The 21,496-nt window shown below is 46.4% G+C and carries 23 protein-coding genes and 1 pseudogene; 11 read left to right on the forward strand and 13 right to left on the reverse strand.

What is annotated here, in order from left to right:
* Window positions 1-20: 20 nt before the first annotated feature.
* The 7 genes from nadD to rplU all read right to left on the reverse strand — a co-directional run bounded on the left by nadD (window position 21) and on the right by rplU (window position 4,914).
* Window positions 21-632, reverse strand: a complete 612-nt coding sequence (nadD, locus tag EHQ17_RS16375) for a nicotinate (nicotinamide) nucleotide adenylyltransferase (protein ID WP_135589948.1) — start codon at window positions 630-632, stop codon at window positions 21-23.
* Between the two features lie 5 nt (window positions 633-637).
* Window positions 638-1,888 (reverse strand): glutamate-5-semialdehyde dehydrogenase, encoded by a 1,251-nt coding sequence (locus EHQ17_RS16380; RefSeq protein WP_135589947.1) that lies wholly within the window; start codon window positions 1,886-1,888, stop codon window positions 638-640.
* Window positions 1,885-2,751, reverse strand: a complete 867-nt coding sequence (gene proB / locus EHQ17_RS16385) for a glutamate 5-kinase (RefSeq protein WP_135589971.1) — start codon at window positions 2,749-2,751, stop codon at window positions 1,885-1,887. Before proB ends, EHQ17_RS16380 begins: the two co-directional genes overlap by 4 nt.
* 17 nt (window positions 2,752-2,768) lie before the next feature.
* On the reverse strand, window positions 2,769-3,911 hold the full coding sequence (gene obgE, locus EHQ17_RS16390; protein WP_246057595.1) for a GTPase ObgE: 1,143 nt from the start codon (window positions 3,909-3,911) through the stop codon (window positions 2,769-2,771).
* Window positions 3,912-4,026: 115 nt separating this feature from the next.
* Entirely contained in the window at window positions 4,027-4,281 is a 255-nt protein-coding gene (gene rpmA / locus EHQ17_RS16395; protein ID WP_135589946.1) for a 50S ribosomal protein L27, read from the reverse strand.
* A complete protein-coding gene (locus tag EHQ17_RS16400; RefSeq protein WP_135589945.1) occupies window positions 4,271-4,603 on the reverse strand; it encodes a ribosomal-processing cysteine protease Prp in 333 nt (110 codons plus the stop codon). Before EHQ17_RS16400 ends, rpmA begins: the two co-directional genes overlap by 11 nt.
* Complete coding sequence (gene rplU, locus EHQ17_RS16405) at window positions 4,600-4,914, reverse strand: 50S ribosomal protein L21 (RefSeq protein WP_135589944.1); 315 nt, start codon at window positions 4,912-4,914, stop codon at window positions 4,600-4,602. Before rplU ends, EHQ17_RS16400 begins: the two co-directional genes overlap by 4 nt.
* 1,164 nt (window positions 4,915-6,078) lie before the next feature.
* Here rplU and EHQ17_RS16410 point away from each other — a divergent pair.
* The gene (locus tag EHQ17_RS16410; protein WP_135589942.1) at window positions 6,079-6,507 is read left to right on the forward strand and encodes a hypothetical protein; all 429 of its coding nucleotides are present in this window, start codon (window positions 6,079-6,081) and stop codon (window positions 6,505-6,507) included.
* 124 nt (window positions 6,508-6,631) lie between these two features.
* Window positions 6,632-7,618 (forward strand): UDP-3-O-acyl-N-acetylglucosamine deacetylase, encoded by a 987-nt coding sequence (locus tag EHQ17_RS16415; protein ID WP_135589941.1) that lies wholly within the window; start codon window positions 6,632-6,634, stop codon window positions 7,616-7,618.
* 10 nt (window positions 7,619-7,628) lie between these two features.
* Here the strand turns inward: EHQ17_RS16415 and EHQ17_RS16420 are convergent, their stop codons facing one another.
* Together EHQ17_RS16420 and EHQ17_RS16425 are read right to left on the reverse strand one after the other, a co-directional pair.
* The gene (locus tag EHQ17_RS16420; protein ID WP_135589940.1) at window positions 7,629-8,372 is read right to left on the reverse strand and encodes an SDR family NAD(P)-dependent oxidoreductase; all 744 of its coding nucleotides are present in this window, start codon (window positions 8,370-8,372) and stop codon (window positions 7,629-7,631) included.
* A gap of 61 nt (window positions 8,373-8,433) precedes the next feature.
* Window positions 8,434-8,862, reverse strand: coding sequence for a MarR family winged helix-turn-helix transcriptional regulator (locus EHQ17_RS16425; protein WP_135589939.1), 429 nt, complete (start codon window positions 8,860-8,862; stop codon window positions 8,434-8,436).
* A 94-nt stretch (window positions 8,863-8,956) separates the two neighbouring features.
* On the opposite strand from EHQ17_RS16425, the gene EHQ17_RS16430 reads away from it, so the two are divergent.
* Window positions 8,957-10,630: a glycoside hydrolase family 13 protein gene (locus EHQ17_RS16430; RefSeq protein WP_135589938.1), complete on the forward strand. Its 1,674-nt coding sequence runs from the start codon at window positions 8,957-8,959 to the stop codon at window positions 10,628-10,630.
* 92 nt (window positions 10,631-10,722) lie between these two features.
* Here EHQ17_RS16430 and EHQ17_RS16435 read toward each other — a convergent pair whose 3' ends face one another.
* Entirely contained in the window at window positions 10,723-11,517 is a 795-nt protein-coding gene (locus tag EHQ17_RS16435; protein WP_135589937.1) for a dienelactone hydrolase family protein, read from the reverse strand.
* Window positions 11,518-11,720: 203 nt separating this feature from the next.
* Here EHQ17_RS16435 and EHQ17_RS16440 point away from each other — a divergent pair, with 203 nt between their 5' ends.
* Window positions 11,721-13,631: a 7TM diverse intracellular signaling domain-containing protein gene (locus EHQ17_RS16440; RefSeq protein ID WP_135589936.1), complete on the forward strand. Its 1,911-nt coding sequence runs from the start codon at window positions 11,721-11,723 to the stop codon at window positions 13,629-13,631.
* Here EHQ17_RS16440 and EHQ17_RS16445 read toward each other — a convergent pair.
* Complete coding sequence (locus EHQ17_RS16445) at window positions 13,616-14,566, reverse strand: helix-turn-helix transcriptional regulator (RefSeq protein WP_135589935.1); 951 nt, start codon at window positions 14,564-14,566, stop codon at window positions 13,616-13,618. The two genes, EHQ17_RS16440 and EHQ17_RS16445, sit on opposite strands and share 16 nt — an antisense overlap.
* 142 nt (window positions 14,567-14,708) lie before the next feature.
* On the opposite strand from EHQ17_RS16445, the gene EHQ17_RS16450 reads away from it, so the two are divergent.
* The 3 genes from EHQ17_RS16450 (at window position 14,709) to EHQ17_RS16460 (ending at window position 16,309) form a co-directional block, all read left to right on the forward strand.
* Complete coding sequence (locus tag EHQ17_RS16450) at window positions 14,709-15,590, forward strand: SDR family oxidoreductase (protein ID WP_135589934.1); 882 nt, start codon at window positions 14,709-14,711, stop codon at window positions 15,588-15,590.
* The gene (locus tag EHQ17_RS16455; RefSeq protein ID WP_135589933.1) at window positions 15,587-15,832 is read left to right on the forward strand and encodes a hypothetical protein; all 246 of its coding nucleotides are present in this window, start codon (window positions 15,587-15,589) and stop codon (window positions 15,830-15,832) included. The genes EHQ17_RS16450 and EHQ17_RS16455 overlap by 4 nt, the downstream gene beginning before the upstream one ends.
* Window positions 15,833-15,922: 90 nt before the next feature.
* A complete protein-coding gene (locus tag EHQ17_RS16460) occupies window positions 15,923-16,309 on the forward strand; it encodes a hypothetical protein (protein ID WP_135589932.1) in 387 nt (128 codons plus the stop codon).
* 3 nt (window positions 16,310-16,312) lie between these two features.
* On the opposite strand, the pseudogene yqeK reads toward EHQ17_RS16460, so the two are convergent.
* A pseudogene (yqeK, locus tag EHQ17_RS16465) lies at window positions 16,313-16,891 on the reverse strand (bis(5'-nucleosyl)-tetraphosphatase (symmetrical) YqeK); the annotation flags it as partial.
* Window positions 16,892-16,915: 24 nt separating this feature from the next.
* Entirely contained in the window at window positions 16,916-18,166 is a 1,251-nt protein-coding gene (locus EHQ17_RS16470) for a DUF3089 domain-containing protein (RefSeq protein WP_246057596.1), read from the reverse strand.
* Window positions 18,167-18,193: 27 nt separating this feature from the next.
* Here EHQ17_RS16470 and EHQ17_RS16475 point away from each other — a divergent pair, with 27 nt between their 5' ends.
* The 4 genes from EHQ17_RS16475 to EHQ17_RS16490 all read left to right on the forward strand — a co-directional run bounded on the left by EHQ17_RS16475 (window position 18,194) and on the right by EHQ17_RS16490 (window position 21,462).
* The gene (locus EHQ17_RS16475; protein ID WP_135589930.1) at window positions 18,194-18,568 is read left to right on the forward strand and encodes a DUF1304 domain-containing protein; all 375 of its coding nucleotides are present in this window, start codon (window positions 18,194-18,196) and stop codon (window positions 18,566-18,568) included.
* Window positions 18,569-18,630: 62 nt separating this feature from the next.
* Entirely contained in the window at window positions 18,631-19,467 is an 837-nt protein-coding gene (locus EHQ17_RS16480) for an RNA polymerase sigma factor (RefSeq protein ID WP_135589929.1), read from the forward strand.
* 64 nt (window positions 19,468-19,531) lie between these two features.
* Window positions 19,532-20,011 (forward strand): flavin reductase family protein, encoded by a 480-nt coding sequence (locus EHQ17_RS16485; RefSeq protein ID WP_135589928.1) that lies wholly within the window; start codon window positions 19,532-19,534, stop codon window positions 20,009-20,011.
* A gap of 356 nt (window positions 20,012-20,367) precedes the next feature.
* Window positions 20,368-21,462, forward strand: coding sequence for a hypothetical protein (locus tag EHQ17_RS16490; protein WP_246057597.1), 1,095 nt, complete (start codon window positions 20,368-20,370; stop codon window positions 21,460-21,462).
* Window positions 21,463-21,496 lie beyond the last annotated feature (34 nt).

Consider the following 21,496-nt stretch of genomic DNA (forward strand, 5'->3'; position numbering starts at 1 on the left):
CTCAGTTGGAAGGGGAGATCCTACGTTCGGTAGAGCCCTTTTTTTTCGATGTAATTTCGTAAATTTGCGGGAACTCCCCGGTTTTCTCGCGAGATTCCGAATTCACGTCGTAATTCCGTCGAACTTACGGGAAGAAGCGGGTTGTTCAAAAACGTAAATTTCGAGGAAACCTCTCCTAGTTCCGGATTTTCAGGAATCGTTTCGGAAGTCCGTCGGAACACGCAGACCGTTTTTACCGAACCTAGGATTTTTTTCCAGTCCTTCCATTCGTGAAAATTTGAATAATTGTCCTCGCCGATCAATAGGTAGAACTCCCTTTCCGGGTAGGAACTCCCCAGTTCCTCCAAGGTGCGGACCGTGTAACTAGGCCCTTCCCGTTTTAGTTCCAAATCCAAAATCGTGACGTTCTCCTCGAACTCCGAGACAAATAGTTGCAGCATTTCTAATATAGCTTCCGGAGAAGAAGTCTTTTCCCCTTTGAGAGGATTTTGAAGATTGGGAACGAGAAACACTTCCTTACAGTCGGGAAATTCCCGAAAAAAAGAACGTAGAATCCCTGCGTGACCGAAATGGGGAGGATCGAAACTACCTCCGAATATCCCCGTCGGAATTTTGACGGAATCGTTCGTCACGGCTTTTAACCTCTGACTTGTCCGCTTCCGTTGACGTAAGTCGTCGTAGTGGTAAGATGGACGAGCCCCATCGGTCCTCTCACGTGCAGTTTTCCCGTGGAAATTCCGACCTCGGCTCCGAGCCCGAATTCTCCACCGTCATGGAAACGGGTGGAACAATTCACGAAAAGTGCCGCGGAATCCAAAGAGTCCACGAACGTTTTTGCCGCGCCGAGATCCTCCGTTACGATCGCTTCCGTATGTCCCGAAGAGGTTCTTTCGATAAAGGCCAAAGCGTCTTCCAAGGAAGAAACCGTTTTTACGGAAAGACGGAGATCCAAAAATTCCTCCAAATAATCCTCTTCTTTTACGGGTTTGCCGTTCGGATACAAAGCAAGGGCCGGGCCGTCTAACAGCAATTCGACGCCTTCCTTGGCCAGAGTTTCGAGTAATTCTTTGCGGAAGGGATAACCGGTATGAAGAATCAGATTCTCCGTAGCGTTACAAACTCCCGGTCTTTGCGTTTTGGAATTGATCACGATCGGAATCACCTTTTCCGGATCCGCGTCCTGATCGATATAAAGATTACAAACACCTTTGTCGTGTTTGACGACGGGGATTTTCGAATTCTCCGATACGAAACGGATCAGACCTTCTCCGCCCCTCGGAACCACGATGTCTATCGTCGAAGTCTGTTGAAAAAAGGGCAACATAAAGGAACGGTCGGTTTTATCAACGAAAGTGACCGCTCCCGGATCGATTCCTTCCTTTATTAGAATTTCATGAAATAGTTTCACTAAAATTTCGTTCGTTCGGAAAGATTCGCTTCCTCCGCGAAGAATACACGCGTTCCCGGATTTGAACGACAAGGCGCCCACGTCGATGGTGACGTTGGGACGGGATTCGTAAATGACCATCACGACTCCGAGCGGAACCCGTTTGGTGGACAGTTCCAGTCCATTGGGAAGAGTCAGCCCGCGGACTACTTCGCCGACCGGATCGGGTAGGGAAACGATCTCGCGCACCGCGGTCGCCATCGCTTCGATCCTCTTGTCGTTTAACAAAAGTCGATCCATCAGAGCGGAGGAAAGATTTTTCTCACGTCCTTCCTTGAGATCGATCTCGTTTGCCGCCAGAATTTCCGACCGTCTTTTTATCAGGAGTTCCGCCAAATCCAGGAGAATTTTATTCTTTTTCGAGGTCGAAAGGATCTTTAAAAAGCGGGCGGCCTTTTTGGCCTTGGAACATAGGTTTTCCACGTATTCCGTTTCTTTCACTGGGAACTTCCTCCGTTTCCGTTGCGGTTTTTGCGTATGATTTCCTTGATTTCCTCTTCTGAAAAAATACGATTTCCCGAAGGAGCGACTAACGTGCCGATTTCGTTTTTATCGAGGAACTCGCGTATTACGTGCATCTTTTTGCCGTTTAGAATCGCCGTAGGAACTCCCGCCTCCGAAAGTAAACCGGCGGATTTCAATTTGGTGAACATTCCTCCGGTGCCGGGACCGCTCGGGCCTCCGGCCAAATCCATGTCCTCTTGTTTGACTTCCCGCAAAAAAGGAACCGTGTTTCCTTCCTTTAAAAAACCGTCCACTCCGGTGAGAATGATCAAAAGATCCGCTTCCACAAGAAGGCTTACCAAAGCGGAAAGCATATCGTTGTCTCCGAATTTGACCTCTTCGGTCGCGACCGAATCGTTTTCGTTGACGACCGGAAGGATTCCCCAGCGCAACAACTGGGTGAAAGTGTTTTTAAGATTCTTATATCCTTCTTTGGATTCGAGATCCAAAACTCCGAAAAGAATCTGTGCGATACTCAGATTTACCTTGGAAAAAAAACTATCGTAAAGATTGACGAGTCTATTTTGTCCCATGGCGGCCAAAGCCTGTTTTTCGGAAAGGGATTCGCCGGAGGAAATGGAAGAGGGAAGTTCGCTTAACAAAAGTCTTCCCCGTGCGATCGCTCCGGAGGAAACGAGAATGACTTCCTTGCCCGCGTCTCGGAGAAAACGAATGTCGCTTACCAATTGAAAAAGAAAATCGTTCACTTCGGATTCGGGTCCGGAAAGCCGCGCCGATCCGACCTTGATCACGATTTTTTCCGCGTTCCGGATTCTTTCGGAAAGCGTATGTCGTTCCATAATCGTCGATTTCATAACTATGGATCCTGCCCTTTCGATTCCGAAAACGGATCGGAGTTTATTACGTTATGCGAAACATCGTGACTTTGCGAAATAGCGGAATCGTTTTCGTCTCCCGCGGAATCCGAATCGGCTACATCCTTCGGACGTAGCACTTTTTCGATTTCGGCTTTGAAGAAGGTTTCGTCCATCGCTTCCAACAAATCTTCCAGGTTGGTCCCGCGATCCGCTGAAATCGCGATGACGCTTCCCAAATGTTTCACCTTAGAGATCAGATCCTCGGTGAAAGAGGGATCGTCCCAGACGTCGATTTTGTTCAATACCACGAGATACGGACGTTCCAAAAGTTCCGGGTTGTATGTGGAGAGTTCGTTCTGTAACATCTTGAAGTCTTCTTCTATGTCGAGCGAAGAAGCGTCGAAAAGATATACGATCCCTTTGACGCGTTCGATGTGACGCAAAAAGGAAAGACCCAGTCCGATTCCCATACTCGCGCCTTCAATGATTCCGGGGATGTCGGCGACTGTGAATCGGAAGATGTCTCCTCTTCGTTTTACGACGCCCAGATTCGGAGAAAGAGTGGTGAACGCGTATCCCGCGATCTTTGGATGTGCGTCCGTTATTTTCGAAATCAAGGTGGATTTTCCTGCATTGGGAAGTCCTACGATCCCCACGTCCGCCAGAAGTTTTAGGGAAAGACGGAGAGACTTGTATTCTCCCGGTTCTCCCGGTTGCGCAAAACGAGGGGTTTGGTTGGTGGAGGATTTGAAATGTGTGTTTCCTTTGCCGCCGCGACCGCCCTTTGCTACGACGAACGTTTGTGATTCCGAGACGAAGTCGAACAGGAGGTCCCCCGTTTCCTCGTCATAAATTTGCGTTCCCAAGGGAACGAATAGGGTTAAATCCTCTCCCTTTTTTCCGGAACAGTTATCGCCGACTCCGGGAAAGCCGGCTTCCGCCTTAAATTTACGTTTGGAAAGATATTTGTCCAACGTGTACATCGAAAGGTTCGGGCGTAGAATCACGTTGCCGCCGATTCCTCCGTCTCCTCCGTCGGGTCCGCCGAACTCCACGTATTTTTCCCTGCGAAAATGTACGGAACCGGCCCCACCGTGTCCGGCGAACACTTCGATTGCGATTTCGTCTACAAAGGATTCCATGGATTTTGAATATTCTAAATTTTGAAACTATCCTAAAAAAGAAAAACCGCAGAGTCCGGACCCAGAAACGGGCAGGAGACTGCGGTTCATCCGGTTGCGGTTAAACTATGAAGGGTTATTCCGGGTAAACGGAAACCTGCATTTTCAATTTGGAAACCATCTCGAACTTTACTTTTCCGGGAACGAGTGCGAAAAGAGTGTGATCTTTTCCGAGGCCAACGTTGTTGCCGGGACGGAATTTGGTTCCTCTTTGACGAACCAGGATGTTTCCGGCGAGAACGGATTCTCCTCCGAAACGTTTTACACCGAGTCTCTGGGAATTAGAATCCCGGCCGTTTTTTGAGGATCCACCACCTTTTTTATGTGCCATTTTCAGGTACTCCTATCAGTTCAATTTCTTTCGGATATTGGCGTTTCAGATTTTTTAAACCCGAAAGGACCAATTCAAAACTAGTATGAATCAATGCGTCGTTTTCAGACGGAAGAACTTCGAACCGCAGATATCCGTCTCGAATTTCGGCGGGTTTTACTTTGCCGGATTGAAGAAGGAACAGATATAAGGTCTGAACCAAAACCGAAACGGCAGAGCAGAGAAGATTCTCGCCCTTTTTTCCCAAGGAAGCGGGAGAATGTCCCTCGCTTTCTAAGGAAGAATACAATTCTCCTTGTTGGGCAATCCGAATCCGGATCACACCGCGGAGAGGGAAACTACCTTCACCTTCTGGAGTTTTTGTCTGTGTCCCCAGGATTTTTGATAGTTTTTTCTTCTTTTGTAGACATAGGCGTGAATTTTTTCGCCTTTTACGTCTTCGAGAACTTTCAAAGAAACGCGAGCCGTTTTGAGCTCGGGTTGGCCGATATGAACCTTATTGCTGGATTCCGCAAAAAGAAGCACTTTTGCGTCAAAGGATTCCCCCGCATTTTTGCCGGTTTTTTCGGTCAGGAATTCCTGATCTTGGGTCACCTTGTATTGTCTGTTTCCAACTGATATAATAGCGTACATATAGATCCGGCCTATTTGAAACTCGTTTTCAACCAATTTGGTCGAGTTGCCTTGTAGGTCAAGGGGAAAATGTGGAACGGTTTCGTTTGCCGTTTGGGAGGAGGTCGGAACCGCATCGGAGGGGGAAGGATTTTGCCAGCTTTGTTTGGGTTTGTGTTCGCCGTTGTTGTTGTTTTGGAAAAGAATGTCGGAGTTTTGCGGTTTTGGGTGGGGTTTTCTGGGGTTTCCTTTTGTTGGAAAAGGATATGTGGGAACTCACACCCAGGAACGTGGGTTTGTAGAAGCGCAACGCGGCGGGGGAAAGACGAAAGTCCTACGACAGGATCCTGGAAATGCGACTTTGCGACCCTCGAGGCGCCGGGAAAGCGGGAGTTCCTTTTTTTCGGGAAACTGTTTCGTTGGCAGAGAGGAGTTGATGGATTTTCGGGGTCTCCTAGTTTTTATGAACCGGGCCGTTGGTCTTGGTTCCTCCGACACAATTTGATGCACTCGGGGAAAGTAGTATTCTGAAAAACGGTGTGAGTTCCCCCACCACTTTACAATCCAAACAATCGATGTCGATGTCCAAAAACGCGCCCGGAATGAGTGTTAGTTTCAGAGCGGAGACGCTCCTTTGATTCGCGCCGATCCAAGAGTTTCGGTTTCTCTTTTTTGGCGCAAACAAAAAGAGTAGTGCGAAGTTGGTAGAGACAAGCTGCTAAAGTATTTATAAACCAGCTTCGTTGGATGCGTCCACCGTTTGTCGGAGACTCGATCCCTTTCGTTCCAAAATTTCGAAATGACTGGAACGCTCGCAAAAGAAAAACCGAGAAACTCAGGTAACTTCTCCTGTCATGGTCGCTCAATTTATATTAAAGAATCTTTATTATGATATAGTAATCTTCTCTTTCTATAGAATGAGCGAAATTTTTGATGTTATACACGATTTCAAAACAGAATCGACTTAAAAAGAATACAAATTCATTGAGGGTGAATCGAATTCGTCAAACAAAGTTTATGCGAATTTTTTTATAAAGTAGGACACAAAAACAAAAAGTGAGCAAAAATTCAAACCCTCACGAGTTAAGGCTAAAAGATCCGAAAACGATTCTTTCTTTTCAAAATAAAAGGGGAAAGAACACTCGGATTAAAGTAAGTTTAGAAAAGAAAAAGGAGATACATTTAATGGTATCAGGAATTACACTCATCGTGCTCAGCATTCTCGCTGTTCCTTCTTTGCTCCTCGCAAAGAAGCCCGACGCAAAGGAACTGCTGGCTAAGATTTCGCCTTATCAAGGTTGGATCGGTCTCGTATTTTGTTTCTGGGGAATTTACGGAATTATCTTCACCGGTATTTTCGGTCTTGGTTGGCTTCCTACTTGGCCGATCTACTGGGTCACCGCTTTAGCAGGAAATGTAGTGCAAGCGGTTCTCGGGTTCATCCTCGGTTTCGGAACGATCTCAACGTATGTTCTTTCTAAGAACGAAGAAGCCAAAAAGAAAGGAGCAGAACTCCTTGCAAAATTGGCTCCAATCCAAGGCAAGTTGGGAATTTTTGGAATTGTAGTCGGAGTTTGGACGATCATCGCATCGTTCCTTTTCTACGGAGCATAATTCCATTGTTCCGGGTGAATGTTCACCCGGAACTTCCTCTCCTCCTTTTCCTCCTTTTGCATCCAATCCTTCTCGATTTAAGATTGCCATTCGCTAAAAAAACGGATTTTCTTGTTTTTTTAGAATGCGGATTTTCACCGATGCGGTTCAAATCAAAACACTTTTGGAAAATCGTTTTACGGACGTTCTGCGATTTCCGGAACATTTTTCGGACGAACGATTCAACCTCGATACGGGTCGTTCCTACACAGTCCTCCGACCTTTTCCGGTCCGGGGGATTTCCACTCTGGAAAACAAACCCACTACCGTCTTAGTTCTACCTTCCTCGGGGGAATATTCCAGATTCTCCCATTTAGGATCTACTCATGAGTTGAAGCCGGAGTTTTGTATTAAAGGAAATCATAATATTCAACTTAACGAAATTAAGATCGTGGAACATCCCATTTCGCTGATGTCCGCGTTCGGTTTGTTCCTGGATTTCGAACTGGATCAACCCAGTTTTCCGACTTTCGATTTTTGTAACGAGGTTTATCTGGAGGGAATTCGGGACAATCTGCTTCCTCTCGGAGAAAGACCCGCCTTTACCGTAAATCGACCTTTTGCCGCGCTCTGGGATAAAGGGTATTGTGTCGTCGAACCCGACGATCGTAATAGTTTGGCGTTAACACTGGACCATCAGGTAAGTTATCCTGGAAGTTCCGTCGGCAATACGAGGATCGTGGCGGAAATCGATCCTCCTTTATACGCGTATATCGCTTCCGCGAGAACGACCGCGTTTCGTCCCGGAGAGGAAGCGGAAAAATTCCATCAGATCGGATTGGCCGGAGGTTTAAAGGATTATCCGTTCACGCTTGAAAACGTGATTTTGTTAAACGAAGAGCGAATCTTTAATCCGAGGGAAAAGTTCGCGCACGATGGTCGGAATTTCGAATTTATCGCGCACGAACTGATCGACGTTCTCGCCTGGATCCGTTTCGTCGAAGAGGAATACAAGGGGCGATTTACGGGGAAAGTGACCACGTTTCTTTTCGACCATCATAAACAGATCGACGTGTCTCAGTTCGTGTGCGACCGGGAGACGTTTTCCGAAATCGGTATTCAGTATTTATAATATTATAAATTTAGAATCCGATCATCATTCCTCCGTCCACTCGCAACGTAGTTCCAGTGATCCAATCGGCTTCGTCAGAAGAAAGAAAATGAACCGCGGAGGAAACCGCTTCCTCCGGATTTCTTCCGATTTTCAAGGGAATCATGGACAATACGGAACGTTTCGCTTCTTCGGGAAGGTTCGGGGCGAATCCGTTGTCGATAAAACCGGAAGCGACGCAGTTCACGGTTACGTTTCTGGAGGCCAACTCTCTCGCGGAGGATTTCGTCAAGGCCATCAATCCGGCTTTTGCCGAGGAATAATTGGCTTGTCCAGCGTTGCCGTAAAAGCCGGACACCGATCCTACGTTTACGATTCTTCCATATTCGCGTTTTATCATATACTTGGCGGCAATTTGTGTTCCGAAAAAAGCGCCTTTTAGATTCACGTCGAAAACCTCGTCCCATTTGTCCTCGTTCATTCTAAGCAGAAGGTCGTCTTTGACGATGCCCGCGTTGTTGATCCAAACGTCGATTTGTCCGGTCTCTTGATGTGCGAATTCCGCAAGTTGTTTGATCTGAAGTTTGTCCCGCACGTCGCATACCTTGGAAAGAATTCTTCCTGAGTTCAAGGCGCCCAGTTCTTTTGCGGCGAGTTCGAGTTTCTCCGCGTCCGTATCCGACAATACGACCGTTTCCCCTTTGAGTGCGAAATTTTTCGCGGTCGTTTTTCCTATTCCCTTTGCCGATCCTGTGATGATCACGGTTCGTTTCATATCTTATCTCCTTGTATTTATTTCGATGTCGAAATAAATGGCTTTAAAAAATAAATTCCTTCTATCTTTCGAAATTCGAATGAATTCTTTCCAAGAACCGCATAAACGTCTCTTTCTCCTCCGCGGTGAATCCTTTGTATAATTTTTGATTGGTGGTCTGAGAGGCCCGGATCACGGATTCGCGAGTGGATTTCCCTTTTGCGGTGAGAGAGGCGGTATAGACCCGTTCGTCCTGCTCGGATCGGTTTCGTTTAACGTATTTCAATTCTTCCATCTTGTCCAATAGAGCCGTTACCGTGGAATTGCTGCGGTCCAAAATTTTCGCCAATTCACCCATGGTCGTTTCGCCTGAAACTCCGAGCGCATACAACACTCCTCCGTGTGCGGGCACGAGATCTTTGATTCCTTCCTTTTCGAACTCCCTGAGAAGAAATTTTTGGATTCTGTCTCTTGTTCTGGAAAGAAGATGGATCGCGAATTCCTGTTTCATATATTTCGATATCGAAATATATGGGCTTTTTTGTCAAGACAAAAACTTGACAGTCTTCATTCTAATATTTTTGATTCCTATTAAGAAGAGAGTTATGAGCCCGAAAAAATCCAAGAAAAAACCGGACGATCGTTTAAACAAGTGGTGGCAAAAGACCACGATCTATCAGATTTATCCGAGGTCTTTCGCGGATACGAACGGAGACGGGATCGGCGATATCCTCGGCATCATCGGTAAGTTGGATTATCTCAAAGACCTCGGGATCGAAACGATCTGGGTTTCGCCTTTTTATAAAAGTCCGCAAAGGGATCACGGTTACGACGTTAGCGACTATTACTCGATCTCGACGGAATACGGCTCCCTAAAGGACGCGGAAAAACTCATCAAAGAAGTACACAAAAGAGGTATGAAGATCGTCTTCGATATGGTGATGAATCATACCTCCGACCAACACGAATGGTTTTTAGAATCCCGGTCCAGTAGAAATAATCCGAAGAGGGATTGGTATATTTGGAGGGACGGTCGAGGCAAGAACAAACCTCCGAATAATTGGAGTTCGTTCGTCACTCCAAAGGCGTGGCAGTACGACGAAAAAACCGATCAATGGTTTTGCGCCAGCTTTTTAGACTTTCAACCAGATCTGAATTATTACAATCCCGAAGTGAAGAAGGCGATGTTCGACGTTCTTCGTTTCTGGTTAAAAAAAGGAGTGGATGGTTTCCGTCTCGATATCTTTCACGCGATCTACAAGGACCGGCATTTCCGGGATAACCCGTTCCGATTTAAATACATCGTTTCGGAAAACGATCACGACGGCTACTTTCAAAGGAGATTATATACGGTCAATCATCCGGACAACTTCGAATTCGCGAAAGAGATTCGCGCCGTCTTGAACGAGTTCGATGGCGATCGTTTTTCCGTGGGCGAGGTCGCCGGAGACGATCAGATCATCAAACGATACTTAGGCGAAAAACGCGACGGTCTCAATCTTATCTTCCTTTTCGAAACGCTTCTTTTGAAGTTTAAGGCGAGTTTTTTCAGGGGAATCGTCAAGAAGATGGAGGAGTTGTATCCGTATCCTTACATTCCCACCTACGTTTTCGGAAATCACGATCAGCGTCGTTATATGCGTAAGATCAACAACAACCTCGAAAAGGGAAAGTTGGTCGCGTTGTTCCAATTCACCGCGAGGGGGGTTCCGGTCACGTATTACGGTGAAGAGATAGGAATGACCAACGAAACGATCAAACTTACGGAAGCACAGGATCCTCTCGCAAGAATTTATCGCTGGTTAGGCGATACTCTTTCCGAACTACTGGGTTTGGCCGATATCATCATCCGGGATCGAGCCCGTTCTCCTATGCAATGGGACGATTCACCTAACGCCGGTTTTACGACTAAAAACGCCAAACCCTGGATCCGAGTTCACGGAAACTACAAACAGAGGAACGTCAAGACCGAAGAGGAGGATCCGGATTCCCTTTTAAACACGTATAAAAAAGTCATCCGTTTGAGGAATAAGAGCAAGGCTTTGCAGGAAGGAACTCTTTCTCTGATTGAAGAGGGCGTTCCTAAGGATTTACTCGTTTTCGTAAGGGAGTTCGGGGACGAAAAAAAACTGATCGTTATGAATTTCGGAAAAAAACCGCGGGTTTTCGTAAACCCTACGGATTGCCAAAAATACTTTTTGGCGACCGTTCCCTGGGGCCAAAACGAATTCGACAGTTTTACGTTACCCCCTTGTTCCGGTCTGATTTTGGGAAATTAAACGGGGAAAAATAAGGGAAACGTTCGTTTGCAGCGGGCGTCCCCTTTCGGTTTGATCGTTTTTCTCTTCTATATTATAATATTATAATGTTTTTACATTTTAGGCTTCGGGAAAATTTCCTTTAGGAACGAGACCAATTCGATCCAGGACCTTCGATCCGCCTTCGCGTTGTAAGCCGCGCCTTTCGAATTGTCGTTTCCGGCTTCCTTAATCGTAAACGAATGCACCGCTCCCCCGTAAGTAACTAGTTGCCAGTCGATGCCGGCTTTTCTCATCTCTTCCTGAAAGGATTCCACTTCCTCTTTTTTTACGAACGGATCGTCGGCCCCGTGTAACGCCAGGATTTTTCCTTTTATGTTTTTGGCGTCTTCCGGATTCGGAGTTTCCAGTCCTCCATGAAAACTGACCGCTCCTAAAACCGGAGCTCCGCTGCGGGCCAATTCCAAAGCGACCGTTCCGCCGAAACAATATCCGATGATCGCGATTCGACCTGGCTCCACTTCCGGTTGCGATTTTAACGTTTCGAATGCGGCCAAAATTCGCGCGCGCATTACGTCCCTGTTTTGTTTATAATGGCCGGCCAACTTCGCCGCTTCTTCCATCGACTTGGGGCGGATTCCCTTTCCGTAGATATCCACCGCGAACGCTATGTAACCCAGATCGGCCAATTTTTCGGCGCGCATCTTCGGATTTTCTACGAGACCTAACCAGTCGTGAACCACCAATATCGCGGGGGCGGATTTTGTGCTCCTGAATTCCGGATACGCGATGTATCCTTCCAAGCTCGTTTCTCCGTCCTGGTAGACGATGTTCTTCGCCGAGACTTTCGCGGAAAGGGAAGTCGAGATCAGATTGAATAACGCGATTAAAAGAAATATCCGTTTCATAAAAACACCTCTCTTTTGGGTTTATCAGGCCGGTTACGAAAAAACAAGCAATTCACGGTTTCTCCTTTAAACGTAGGAAAGAATTTTTTTCGTCCTATAAGAAAGTTATTTCCAGTCTTCGGATATATCTTGATTCGTATCCGCCTTCTGAAAAGATGCGTCTTCTCGACGTTCTTCCATTTCGTTTTAGCAAAGGTTAAAGTATGAAAACCAACATCCTTCTTCTTTCGTTTAAAATCCTCCTATCGGTTTCGGCGTTTGTCGGTTGTTATAATCCGATTTCGAACAAAATTCCACCTCGTGCGGAGAAAGGGATTTTGGATCTGAGGGATTGGGATTTTAATTCGGACGGATTGGTGAAACTCGACGGAGAATGGAGTTTCGTTTGGAAACGGTTCCTACTTTCTAAACCCGAAATTACGGAGGAAGCCCCTTCTTATTTCGTAACCGTGCCGGACAACTGGAACTCTTATTCTGCCATCCCCGATATGGATTCCAAAGCCGCTTACGGTTACGGTACGTTTAGTCTGAAAATTTTGTTAAACGAACAACGAAAAGACGCGTTGATTCTTCGTTTCCAGGACGTAGGAACCGCGGGAGCCGTCTGGGTGGACGGTCAAAAATTGATTCGGAGCGGAGTCGTTGGAACGGACGAAAATTCGTCGAGGCCGCAATATCTTCCGCGTTACGCGGAATTTCAACCCCAATCGAACGAAGTTCTGATTCAGGTGGAAGTCTCCAATTTTCATCACTTCAAGGGTGGAATTTGGGAAACGATTCGCATCGGAAGTAAAAAAGAAATCCAGGATTATCGGGAGAACCGTTGGACTACGGAGATGTTCCTTTTCGGAAGTATCACCATCATGACGTTTTATCATTTCGGGCTTTTCTTTTTGCGTCGTAAGGACGCCTCGAGTCTTTATTTCGGACTTTTTTGTCTTGTGATCGTGGTTCGTTTGTTGACCACGGGAGAACGTTTTTTCATACAAAAATTTCCGGACGTCCCTTGGGAGTTGGCAAGTAAATTGGAATATCTTTCCTTTTATCTCGCGTGGCCCATCTTTCAGAAATACATGGACAGCATTTTTCCGGAAGACATGCCCACTTGGACTTGGAAGATAAGCGCCGCTCTGGTGGGATTTTTCTCGGCAATCATCCTGATTTTTCCCACGAAGTATTTCGCTCTTACTTTGATTCCGTTTCAGATCGCTTTGCTTTTATACGTTCCCCTTTTGATTTTTCTTTTGGGAAGATGTATCGTCCGTAAAAGAAAGGGAGCAGCGATCGCTTCTTTGGGGGTGTTGGTTTTGATGTTTACCGCGGTGAACGACATACTTCAAAGTCAGACGATCGTAGCGACCGGATATTATCTTCCGATAGGTTTGTTTACGTTCATATTCGTGCAGTCTTACATCCTGTCGCTTAAGTTTTCCTCGGCGTTTATAGCGATCGAAAATTTGTCTTCGGATTTAAAGGCCACCAATAAATCCTATAGTCGTTTTGTTCCTTTGGAATTTCTTAAGTTTTTAGGAAAAAAGAATATTACGGAAATTGAATTAGGAGATCAGACTCAGAAAGAAATGACCATCCTTTTTTCTGATATAAGATCCTTTACACAATTGTCCGAAAAGATGACTCCGAAGGATAATTTCGATTTTTTGAATTCCTATATGGGGAAGATGGGACCGATCATACGCAAACACGGCGGTTTCGTGGATAAATATTTAGGCGACGGTATTATGGCGCTTTTCCCCGATTCTCCTGATAACGCTTTGGAAGCGGCGATCGAAATGAAGAAAGAGCTGGAACTTCACAACGAGACTAGGTTGGAAAGAAGATACGAACCGATTCGGATCGGAATCGGAATTCATACCGGAGTTTTGATGTTGGGAACGATCGGAGAGATGGAAAGGATGGACGGAACGGTGATCTCCGACGCGGTCAATCTCGCTTCTCGCATCGAAGGTCTGACCAAGGAATACCAGGCGGACATACTTCTTTCCGACGACAGTTATCGTAAGATCCGTAATCGGGTTAAGTATACGTTTAAGGAATTGGGTAAGGTTTCCGTTAAAGGAAAAGAAAACAGCGTGGGAGTCTACGAAGTGGTGTAGAGCTTTCTTATTTTTTCGGCGGTTTCCACGATTTCGTCCTTGAGTTCCTTAGGCTCCAACACGAAAACCGAATCGCCGAAACCCAGAATCTGACAACGCGCCCATTGTTTGGTTTCAAGGTCTATCTCGGCTTCGGTCCATTCTTCGTTTATAATAGAATATTTTAATATTCTATTATAGGGGACGGATTCGAATTTTCGAAATTCCTCCGTTTTTATCCTTACCTTTACCGGAAAATTAGGTAGCTGCGCAAAAAATAGGGATGTCGTTTCGGTCCAATATTTTTCGAGATCGAATTTTTTCGGTCTTTCGAAGGATTCGCCTAACGCGGCTTCGACGATTCTGGAGATTCGAAAGGTTCTGAATTCCTTACCGTATTTCGCGATCAGATACCAGACCTTTCCTTTCGCTACGAGACCCAAGGGAAACACGATCCTCGGTTTAGACGTTTCGTCCGATTTATATCGGAGAATCACCTTTCGATTCTGCCAGACGGCTTCCTGGAGCAAAGGCAGGAACGGAAATTCCTCTTTGGAAGTTCCCCAACCCGCGCCGTCGATATGGATTCTTTGTCTTACCATCTCCGCTTCTTGTTGAAAGGCCGGAGGAAGGGAGGCCATAAACTTCATAAACGCGGAATCCAAGTCCTTCTTTTTACCGAGGTCGTCCGCGATCCGGGTAGAGCTGGTCAGGATCATGGAAAAAATTTCCTCCTTTTTCATCCCGGTGAGGTTGGTTCGATATCCTTTCGACAATTCCCAACCTCCGCGAGAACCACGCTCCGCAAAAACGGGAACTCCCGAGGCACTCAGGGCTTCCATATCCCTATGTATCGTCCTCTCCGAGACTTCCAGTTTTTTTGCGAGTTCCCTGGATGAGATTCTTCCTTTGGCTTGTAGTTGGAGTAGAATGGAAAGAAGTCTGTCCGCGCGCATAATAAAACGATAAATCCGAATATATGACAGAATTCGACATATATTTTGTTTTAAAATGAATGGAAACTTTTTTTTAAAGAAACGTAAAATTTAAAAAGATATATGACAGAATTTGTCATCTTACTCGGGTTAGGATTTCTTCATGATACGAAAGAAATTAAAGGATACAATCGCGCTCGTCGCCGGTGGAACGAGAGGGGCGGGGCGCGGAATTTCAGTCGCTTTGGGCGAGGCGGGTGCGACGGTTTATATCACGGGTCGGAGCACTAAAAATTCTCCTTCCGAAATGAAACGTTCCGAAACGATCGAAGAGACGGCGGAGCTTGTGAACGCGGCAGGAGGGATAGGGATCGCGGTACGTACGGATCACTCGGATTCGGCCGAAGTTCGTCGTTTGTTCGAGCGTATCGATTCCGAACGGGGGCGATTGGATCTTCTCGTAAACGACGTCTGGGGCGGGGACCCGCTCGTCGATTGGAGCAAAAAATTCTGGGAACATTCGTTGGAGGACGGATTAAAAATTCAACGGAGCTGTTTGGATCCGCATTTGATCACCAACTATTTCGCGGCTCCTCTTATGATACGCAACCGTTCGGGTTTGGTTTTGGAGATAACGGACGGAATCGACTACCGGTATCGAGGAAACGTATATTACACTTTAATAAAATCTTCCATTATAAATCTTGCAAGTTCTATCGCCGAGGAACTAAAGCCGTTCGGAATCGCCGCTCTGGCGTTAACTCCCGGTTTTCTCAGATCGGAGGCGATGTTGGATCATTTCGGGGTCGATGAGAAAAATTGGAAGGACGGTTGCGCTAAAGATCCGCATTTTATCGCCTCGGAAACCCCGCTTTATATAGGAAGGGCCGTCGCCGCTCTTGCGTCGGATCCGAACATTCTCGCTAAAACGGGTAAGGCGTTCAGCACCTGGAAGTTATCGGAAGAATTCGATTTCGTGGACGCGGACGGAACTCGACCGCATTGGGGAAACTACTTCTTCGAAAAATTCGGAGAACGGTTGTGAAATCGTCGGATAAACCAGTCGTTTCGAACTTCGACGGGGAATTGCTCGTTTCCACGGGAACCTTGAGTCTGATTTCGAGACTTTTATTTCCGATAACGCTCGTAGAAGGTCTGTTAAACGATCGCGATTCTTGCGATGTTGAACGTAATCCGGAAAACGTTCATGATGCACGGAAATTCCTTTCCGAGTACGATCCGAATTTTTTCGGAGAACGAAAAAAGATACGCAAGAAAGGGAATTGACCTCCCTTACGATCGTTAATATTTTTTAACGGCCCGGAAGATTTTAATCCGGGTATTTGCCGACTTTAACATGTATATTAGGAGATTTGAATGAAAAAACATCTATCTAGAATTTTACTCTACGGATTTCTAGTTTGGTTGGTTCCGTTCGTCGTCGCGATTCCGTTTCATTCCAGAAACGGAGAATTATTAACCGACGTTTTTCTTTTTAAGACCGTGATGATTATCGTAGGTAATTTCACCGGTTGTGTTCTCCTCGCGCTTTTGGTTCCGAGAATCGAAGGTAAAACCTTGTCCGTGTTATTCGGCACCGGTTTGTTTTGGTTGGGTATCAATTGGGGTTTGGATTTTTTAATCCTGATTCCGATGTCAAAGATGAGCGTTTCCGAATATTTCATCCGCATCGGCGGAGGTTATCTTACTATGGTTTCCATTCCAGTCGTGATCGGTTTCGTCGTCGATAAACGTTCCGCGTAGATTCGAAACCGCCAGGTTGTAGGTGAGGACCGTCCTCGGATGTACTGATTTTCCGGTGTTTAAAAGGTCCTCGATCGTACTTCTTGCTTTGCGGAGAACTCCCGCGTAAAGATTCCGGCGAGCCTGTTCTCTCCATGCGGAATATTCGGGATGTTTTCTCGCATATTCCGATCCCAAAAAATCCGCCGCGTATAAGATAAGATCCAAGGGGCCGGGCGTTTCCGCTCCTAAGGTATGATTTTTTACGGCGGCCAATACGGAATCCTGCTTGAGTTCGTATTTCGTCCGTAGAAAAATCGCGGCGGAATACGCATGCCACGCCGCAAACGGAAGCTGTTCCAGTTCGGGTTGTCCAGATTCGCGAAAACACATTTTGTGAAACTCAGGAGATTTTTGTTTCGTGATGTCGTGGACGATTCCCGCAAGGTAGGCGAGTTCCGAATTCTCCTTCGAATGTATCAGGGCCAACTCCTTTGCGATTTCAGCGACGTGCAGGGAATGTTCCCAGCGTGTCACCGTAATTTCAGAGGGTACGATTTTTTTGAATTCGCGAATCCGATTTTCAACCTCGGCCAAAGTCATACTTCATAATTCTCCTTATCGTTGTTAGTCGAAACGATTCCGTTTTTTTCCGCTTTTATTTTCCGTCGATAGGAAATAGTTTCGAACCCTTTCGCCCACGTTATCCCTGATGCTTCGGTAAAAAAGAGCGTAGTCGAACACGTGATAGTTTCCTTGAATAGCCTTCGAAAAATCACCGGAGTTCGGTTTAGAAATACGTAATATTCCTTTTGAACAGCGAGTTTCGCAAATCGACGGATAAATTTTCGTAAAACGTACGTCGATCCCTCCCGGATGTTCCTCGGCTTTACTCGCCGTTTCGTCCGTTTTCCAGCTTATCGGATTTACGCATACGTACGGAGGATCGGGATCGTGGGGAAGTTTGGGTACGGCCGCCTCCTCTTCGAAAGTTCTCCATCCGATCACACATCCGTTCTTTTTCGGGTTGTCGCAAACTGGAATTTTTCGGTAAAGACGGGAGGGGACGGCGCCACCTATCAGATAAGCCGCTATCAATTTTTTTAAAATCGGCTTCCCGTCCACTTTTTCGAGAAGAAGTCGTGTAGCATGAAACGTTCCCTGGCTATGGGAGGCGATGATAAAAGGTCTTCCTCCGTTTTCGTTTCGGATATAATGTTCGAACGAATTTAGTATATCTTGATATGCTAAATTTAAAGCGGCCTTTCCGTTTTCGGGGTCCAAAAACGAATAAAGCGTCGCTTGCCGATAGCGGGGTGCGTAGATTCTACCGCAACAATTGAAGACACTCGCCTGCTTTCGCAGGGTTCCGTCGTCGGTTCTTTCGTTGAGGGATGGATCGTCGATGGGCGCGTTCCATTCCCTGCCGAAAAAAGTGGTGGGATGGATAAAAAATACGTCGATGTCCGCATCGGCTTGCCCGTCTTTCCATTCGGTTTCCGAGGGGACCTGGTCCGCGCCGTCCCGTTTGTCGGGCAAGGCCGCCCATGAAGTGGGGAGCGAATAATCGGGGGCAGGTGGAATTTCACGTTCTCCGAAATTTCCGGAAGGACGGATGAACCAGAGACAGGATGTGAGAACGGAAATATGTAATAAAAACGTAATATATAATGCGGTCTTTCGAAGAGGATACGTTGGTCCGCGATTTCTGGTTTTTTCGGGGGGCACGTTTTGATTGTCTTCCCAGTGTTCGAGCGTGTCAATCCGCTTTAGGGCCCGGTTTGCCGGCTCCGTCTCTTCCCTTTTTTTAGAAAAAAAAAGAATTCCGGGATGATTTTTTCGTAAAACGGTCACAGAATCGGAGGACCTTTTGTCCAAACGGAAAAATCCAGAAAGGAAATCCGAATGAATTTAGTAAAAAACGTATTGATCGTTTTCGTTGCGATCGAACACATTTTGTTTCTTGTGTTGGAGATGTTTCTTTGGCAGACTCCGGTTGTATTAAGAATATTTAATATGACTCCCGAGGTCGCGGCCGCTTCGGCTAAATTGGCGATGAACCAAGGTTTATACAACGGCTTTTTGGCGGCCGGTCTTTTTTGGGGAAAATTTTTCGTCTCGGATCGCAAACAAAGCGATCGTACGATTTTGTTTTTTCTGAGTTGTATCGTGGTCGCGGGGATTTTCGGAGCGGCAACCGCGAAATTTTCCATTCTTTTTACGCAAGGGTTGCCGGCTGCGATCGCGCTTCTGCTCACATGGGCGGGTAAGGAAAAATGAGCTACGCGGTTCTCCGCTTTTTTGTTAAACGAAGCGGGTTGTATTTTTAATACGGAAACTCTATGACGGAAACTTCTCCGAACGAAAACGAACTTTTGAATCTCTCTCTTGCCGGAGATTTGAACGCCTTGGAAAAATTGGTCCGAGGCGTTCAAAAAAAAGTATTTAATCTTTCCTTAAAGTTTCTTTGGAATCCGGAGGACGCCGAGGATGCTACGCAGGAGATTCTGATCAAAACGATCACCAACCTCGGTTCGTTTCGAAGGGAAAGCGCCTTTTCCACCTGGGTTTATCGTATCGCGGTCAATCATCTTATCAACGCCAAAAAAAGCAGAACCGAGCAAAGGCGACTAACGTTTCGTATTGTCCGTTCCGAATTGCAGAAAACTTCGATAGACGTCGAAACTTCCTCCGATACGTCCTATCTCGCTTCTCAAGTAAAGACGGCATGCACACACGCGATGTTGACCTGTTTAAAGCGACAACATAGAATCGCTTTCATCTTAGGAGAAGTGGTTCAAGTGAGCGGAGATGAAGGCGCGGAAATTATGGGAATACCCGCCGCGAACTTCCGCAAAAAATTATCTCGCGCTAGGAAGCGGATGGGAAATTTTTTAGGAACGAATTGCGGCGTGGTGAACTCCGGGAACGTTTGTCGCTGCGAAACTAGAATCTCCTATTCCATACGGAATTTCGCATTAAAACCGTATCTTGATCTTTCGGAGCGTCTCAAGGAAAGCGGCGAGTGGAAACGGATCGAGACGTATTCGGACGAAACCGATTTATTGGAAAGGGTTTCCCTGACCTACCGATCCACCATGGATTACGACTCCAGGAGAAACACTCTGGAAGAAGTTAAATCCATATTCTCGAAAAAAAATCTTAGGCTCTTGAGTTGAAATTCGGATTCGATGCCCGCTTCGAGATGTTGACACGGGATCTTTCGTTTTTAGGATCGACGGTATGAAAATCACGGACGATGTTTTTAAGAACGCTCTTTCCCATTTTCCTTCCGGAGTTACCGTCATCACCTATTCCCATCTCGGCAAACACAGCGGTCTTACGGTCAGTAGTTTTAGTTCCCTCTCCTTAAATCCTCCTTTGATTTTGTTTTGTCTTCAGAAGAACATAACGAGTCACAATCCGATCCGAAGTTCGGGCAAATTCGTCGTTAATATTCTCGCGCAAGGACAGGATGCGATTTCGAACGGTTTCGCTTCCGGTAAAGTCGATAAACACGCGTTAATCGAGGAACTTCGTTGTGATTTCGGGGAACTCGGGGTTCCCGTTCTTCCAGGAATTCTTTCCCATATTGAATGCGAGGTGGAACAATTCGTGGACGGAGGTGATCATTCCATCGTAATCGGTAAGGTGATTTCCGCGGGTTCCAACGACGAGCGAAGACCTTTATTGTATTATCGAAGAGATTATTATTCGATCTGAGGTTTTCGATTTCGTTTTTAAATACGTACCGGATCCGGTTCGTCCGTGCCGTGCGTTTTCGGAGCGCTCGGTGGTGTGTTTTTTTTCATCCGGCGATACATCTTCCGTTTTGAAGAATCCGGAAACTTCCGAACTTTGCGATTTCGATTTAGGATTTGAGCGACTGGGGATCGAAGGAGGGCAAAATTCCGTGCGACGCGAGTTATCCGTCGTTGGATTTTCTTTCCGAGATTCGTTCCTGGAAATAATAATTTTACTTCGGTATTTCGTCATCTTTGTTCGGATCGAAAGAAACGCGTTCGGTTGTTTAGGAATGAGAAGGTAGGCTTTCTCTCTTTGATTGCGGCTTTTCGACGATGGATCTTCCCGAAGGATCGAATATCACGTATCCGGGAACCGTCGGTTCCGCTTCTAGTACGTTAGGCGCTACGAATCGTTTGAATCACTGGGGTTTTCAAGAGTTTATCCCTCCAGTATTCGGAACCTATACGGTTACTTCGAATATATTAGGAGATCTTACTACTGTGGACGGAGATATTTATCTTTGGAAAAATAGATGTCCTCTGTCGGAAAGTGCAAGCGTAGGAGCGTTCAATGACGCGGACGGATCTTTTGGTTCCGATGAAATCACTTTTAACGCAGGGCCGACCGATACGGTTTGGGTCGGGTTCTTGAAAAACGGAGTCGGAACCTATACGACGACCTACGCTTATCTGAATTCGTCAGAGAGTTGTAATCTTCCTATTCAGGGAACTCTGACGCTCGGTAATTCTACCGGTCCGCTCGTTTCGAATATCGCCGACCCCGCTCGATTTTATAAATTCGTCGCTCCTTCCGACGGGGCGTATACGTTCGGCGTCAATTTTCCGGACGCTACGAGCGGAGCCGATATTGCGATCGCTGTCAATCGTTGCCCTTCGTTGGAAGGTGATTTCGCTTCCACTTGGTCCCTTTCTTCCGGAGGAAACGACGCTCGTTCTATCAATCGTCAGTTGACGAGCGGGGATGTGGTTTATTTCTATTATACCAATGTCGGAACCGACGGAAACGCTCTGTCGCTCGCGATCAATCGGACGAATACTACGATCATTCCGCAAAGAGCGAGTAGCGGTTTCGTTTGTCCGAACGTAAATGCGGAATCTTTGATCATCGGTCAGACGAAGGTGAAGAACGGGGTCTGTGATCCTTCCGCAAACGATTGCACTCGTTTTTACCAATTCGTTACACCTTCTACAAAAACGTATGATATCGATCTCGTTGCGCAAACCGGTGATTCGGATCTGTCGGTTTGGATCGGATCTTGTCCGGGAATCAATGTGGGTGTGAATTATAAGAATGCGGAAGCGATCGGAAACGATCGGATTTCCGAAACGATTCAAGGCGGAACTATGGTCACGATCGGTGTTCGGCCGCAGACGACCAATCACACATTTTCGATCACGGCGAATTGACGCTTTTTCGATTCTTACTCTCGAGAAGTAGTAA

The organism is Leptospira gomenensis (assembly GCF_004770155.1).
GTDB lineage: Bacteria > Spirochaetota > Leptospiria > Leptospirales > Leptospiraceae > Leptospira > Leptospira gomenensis.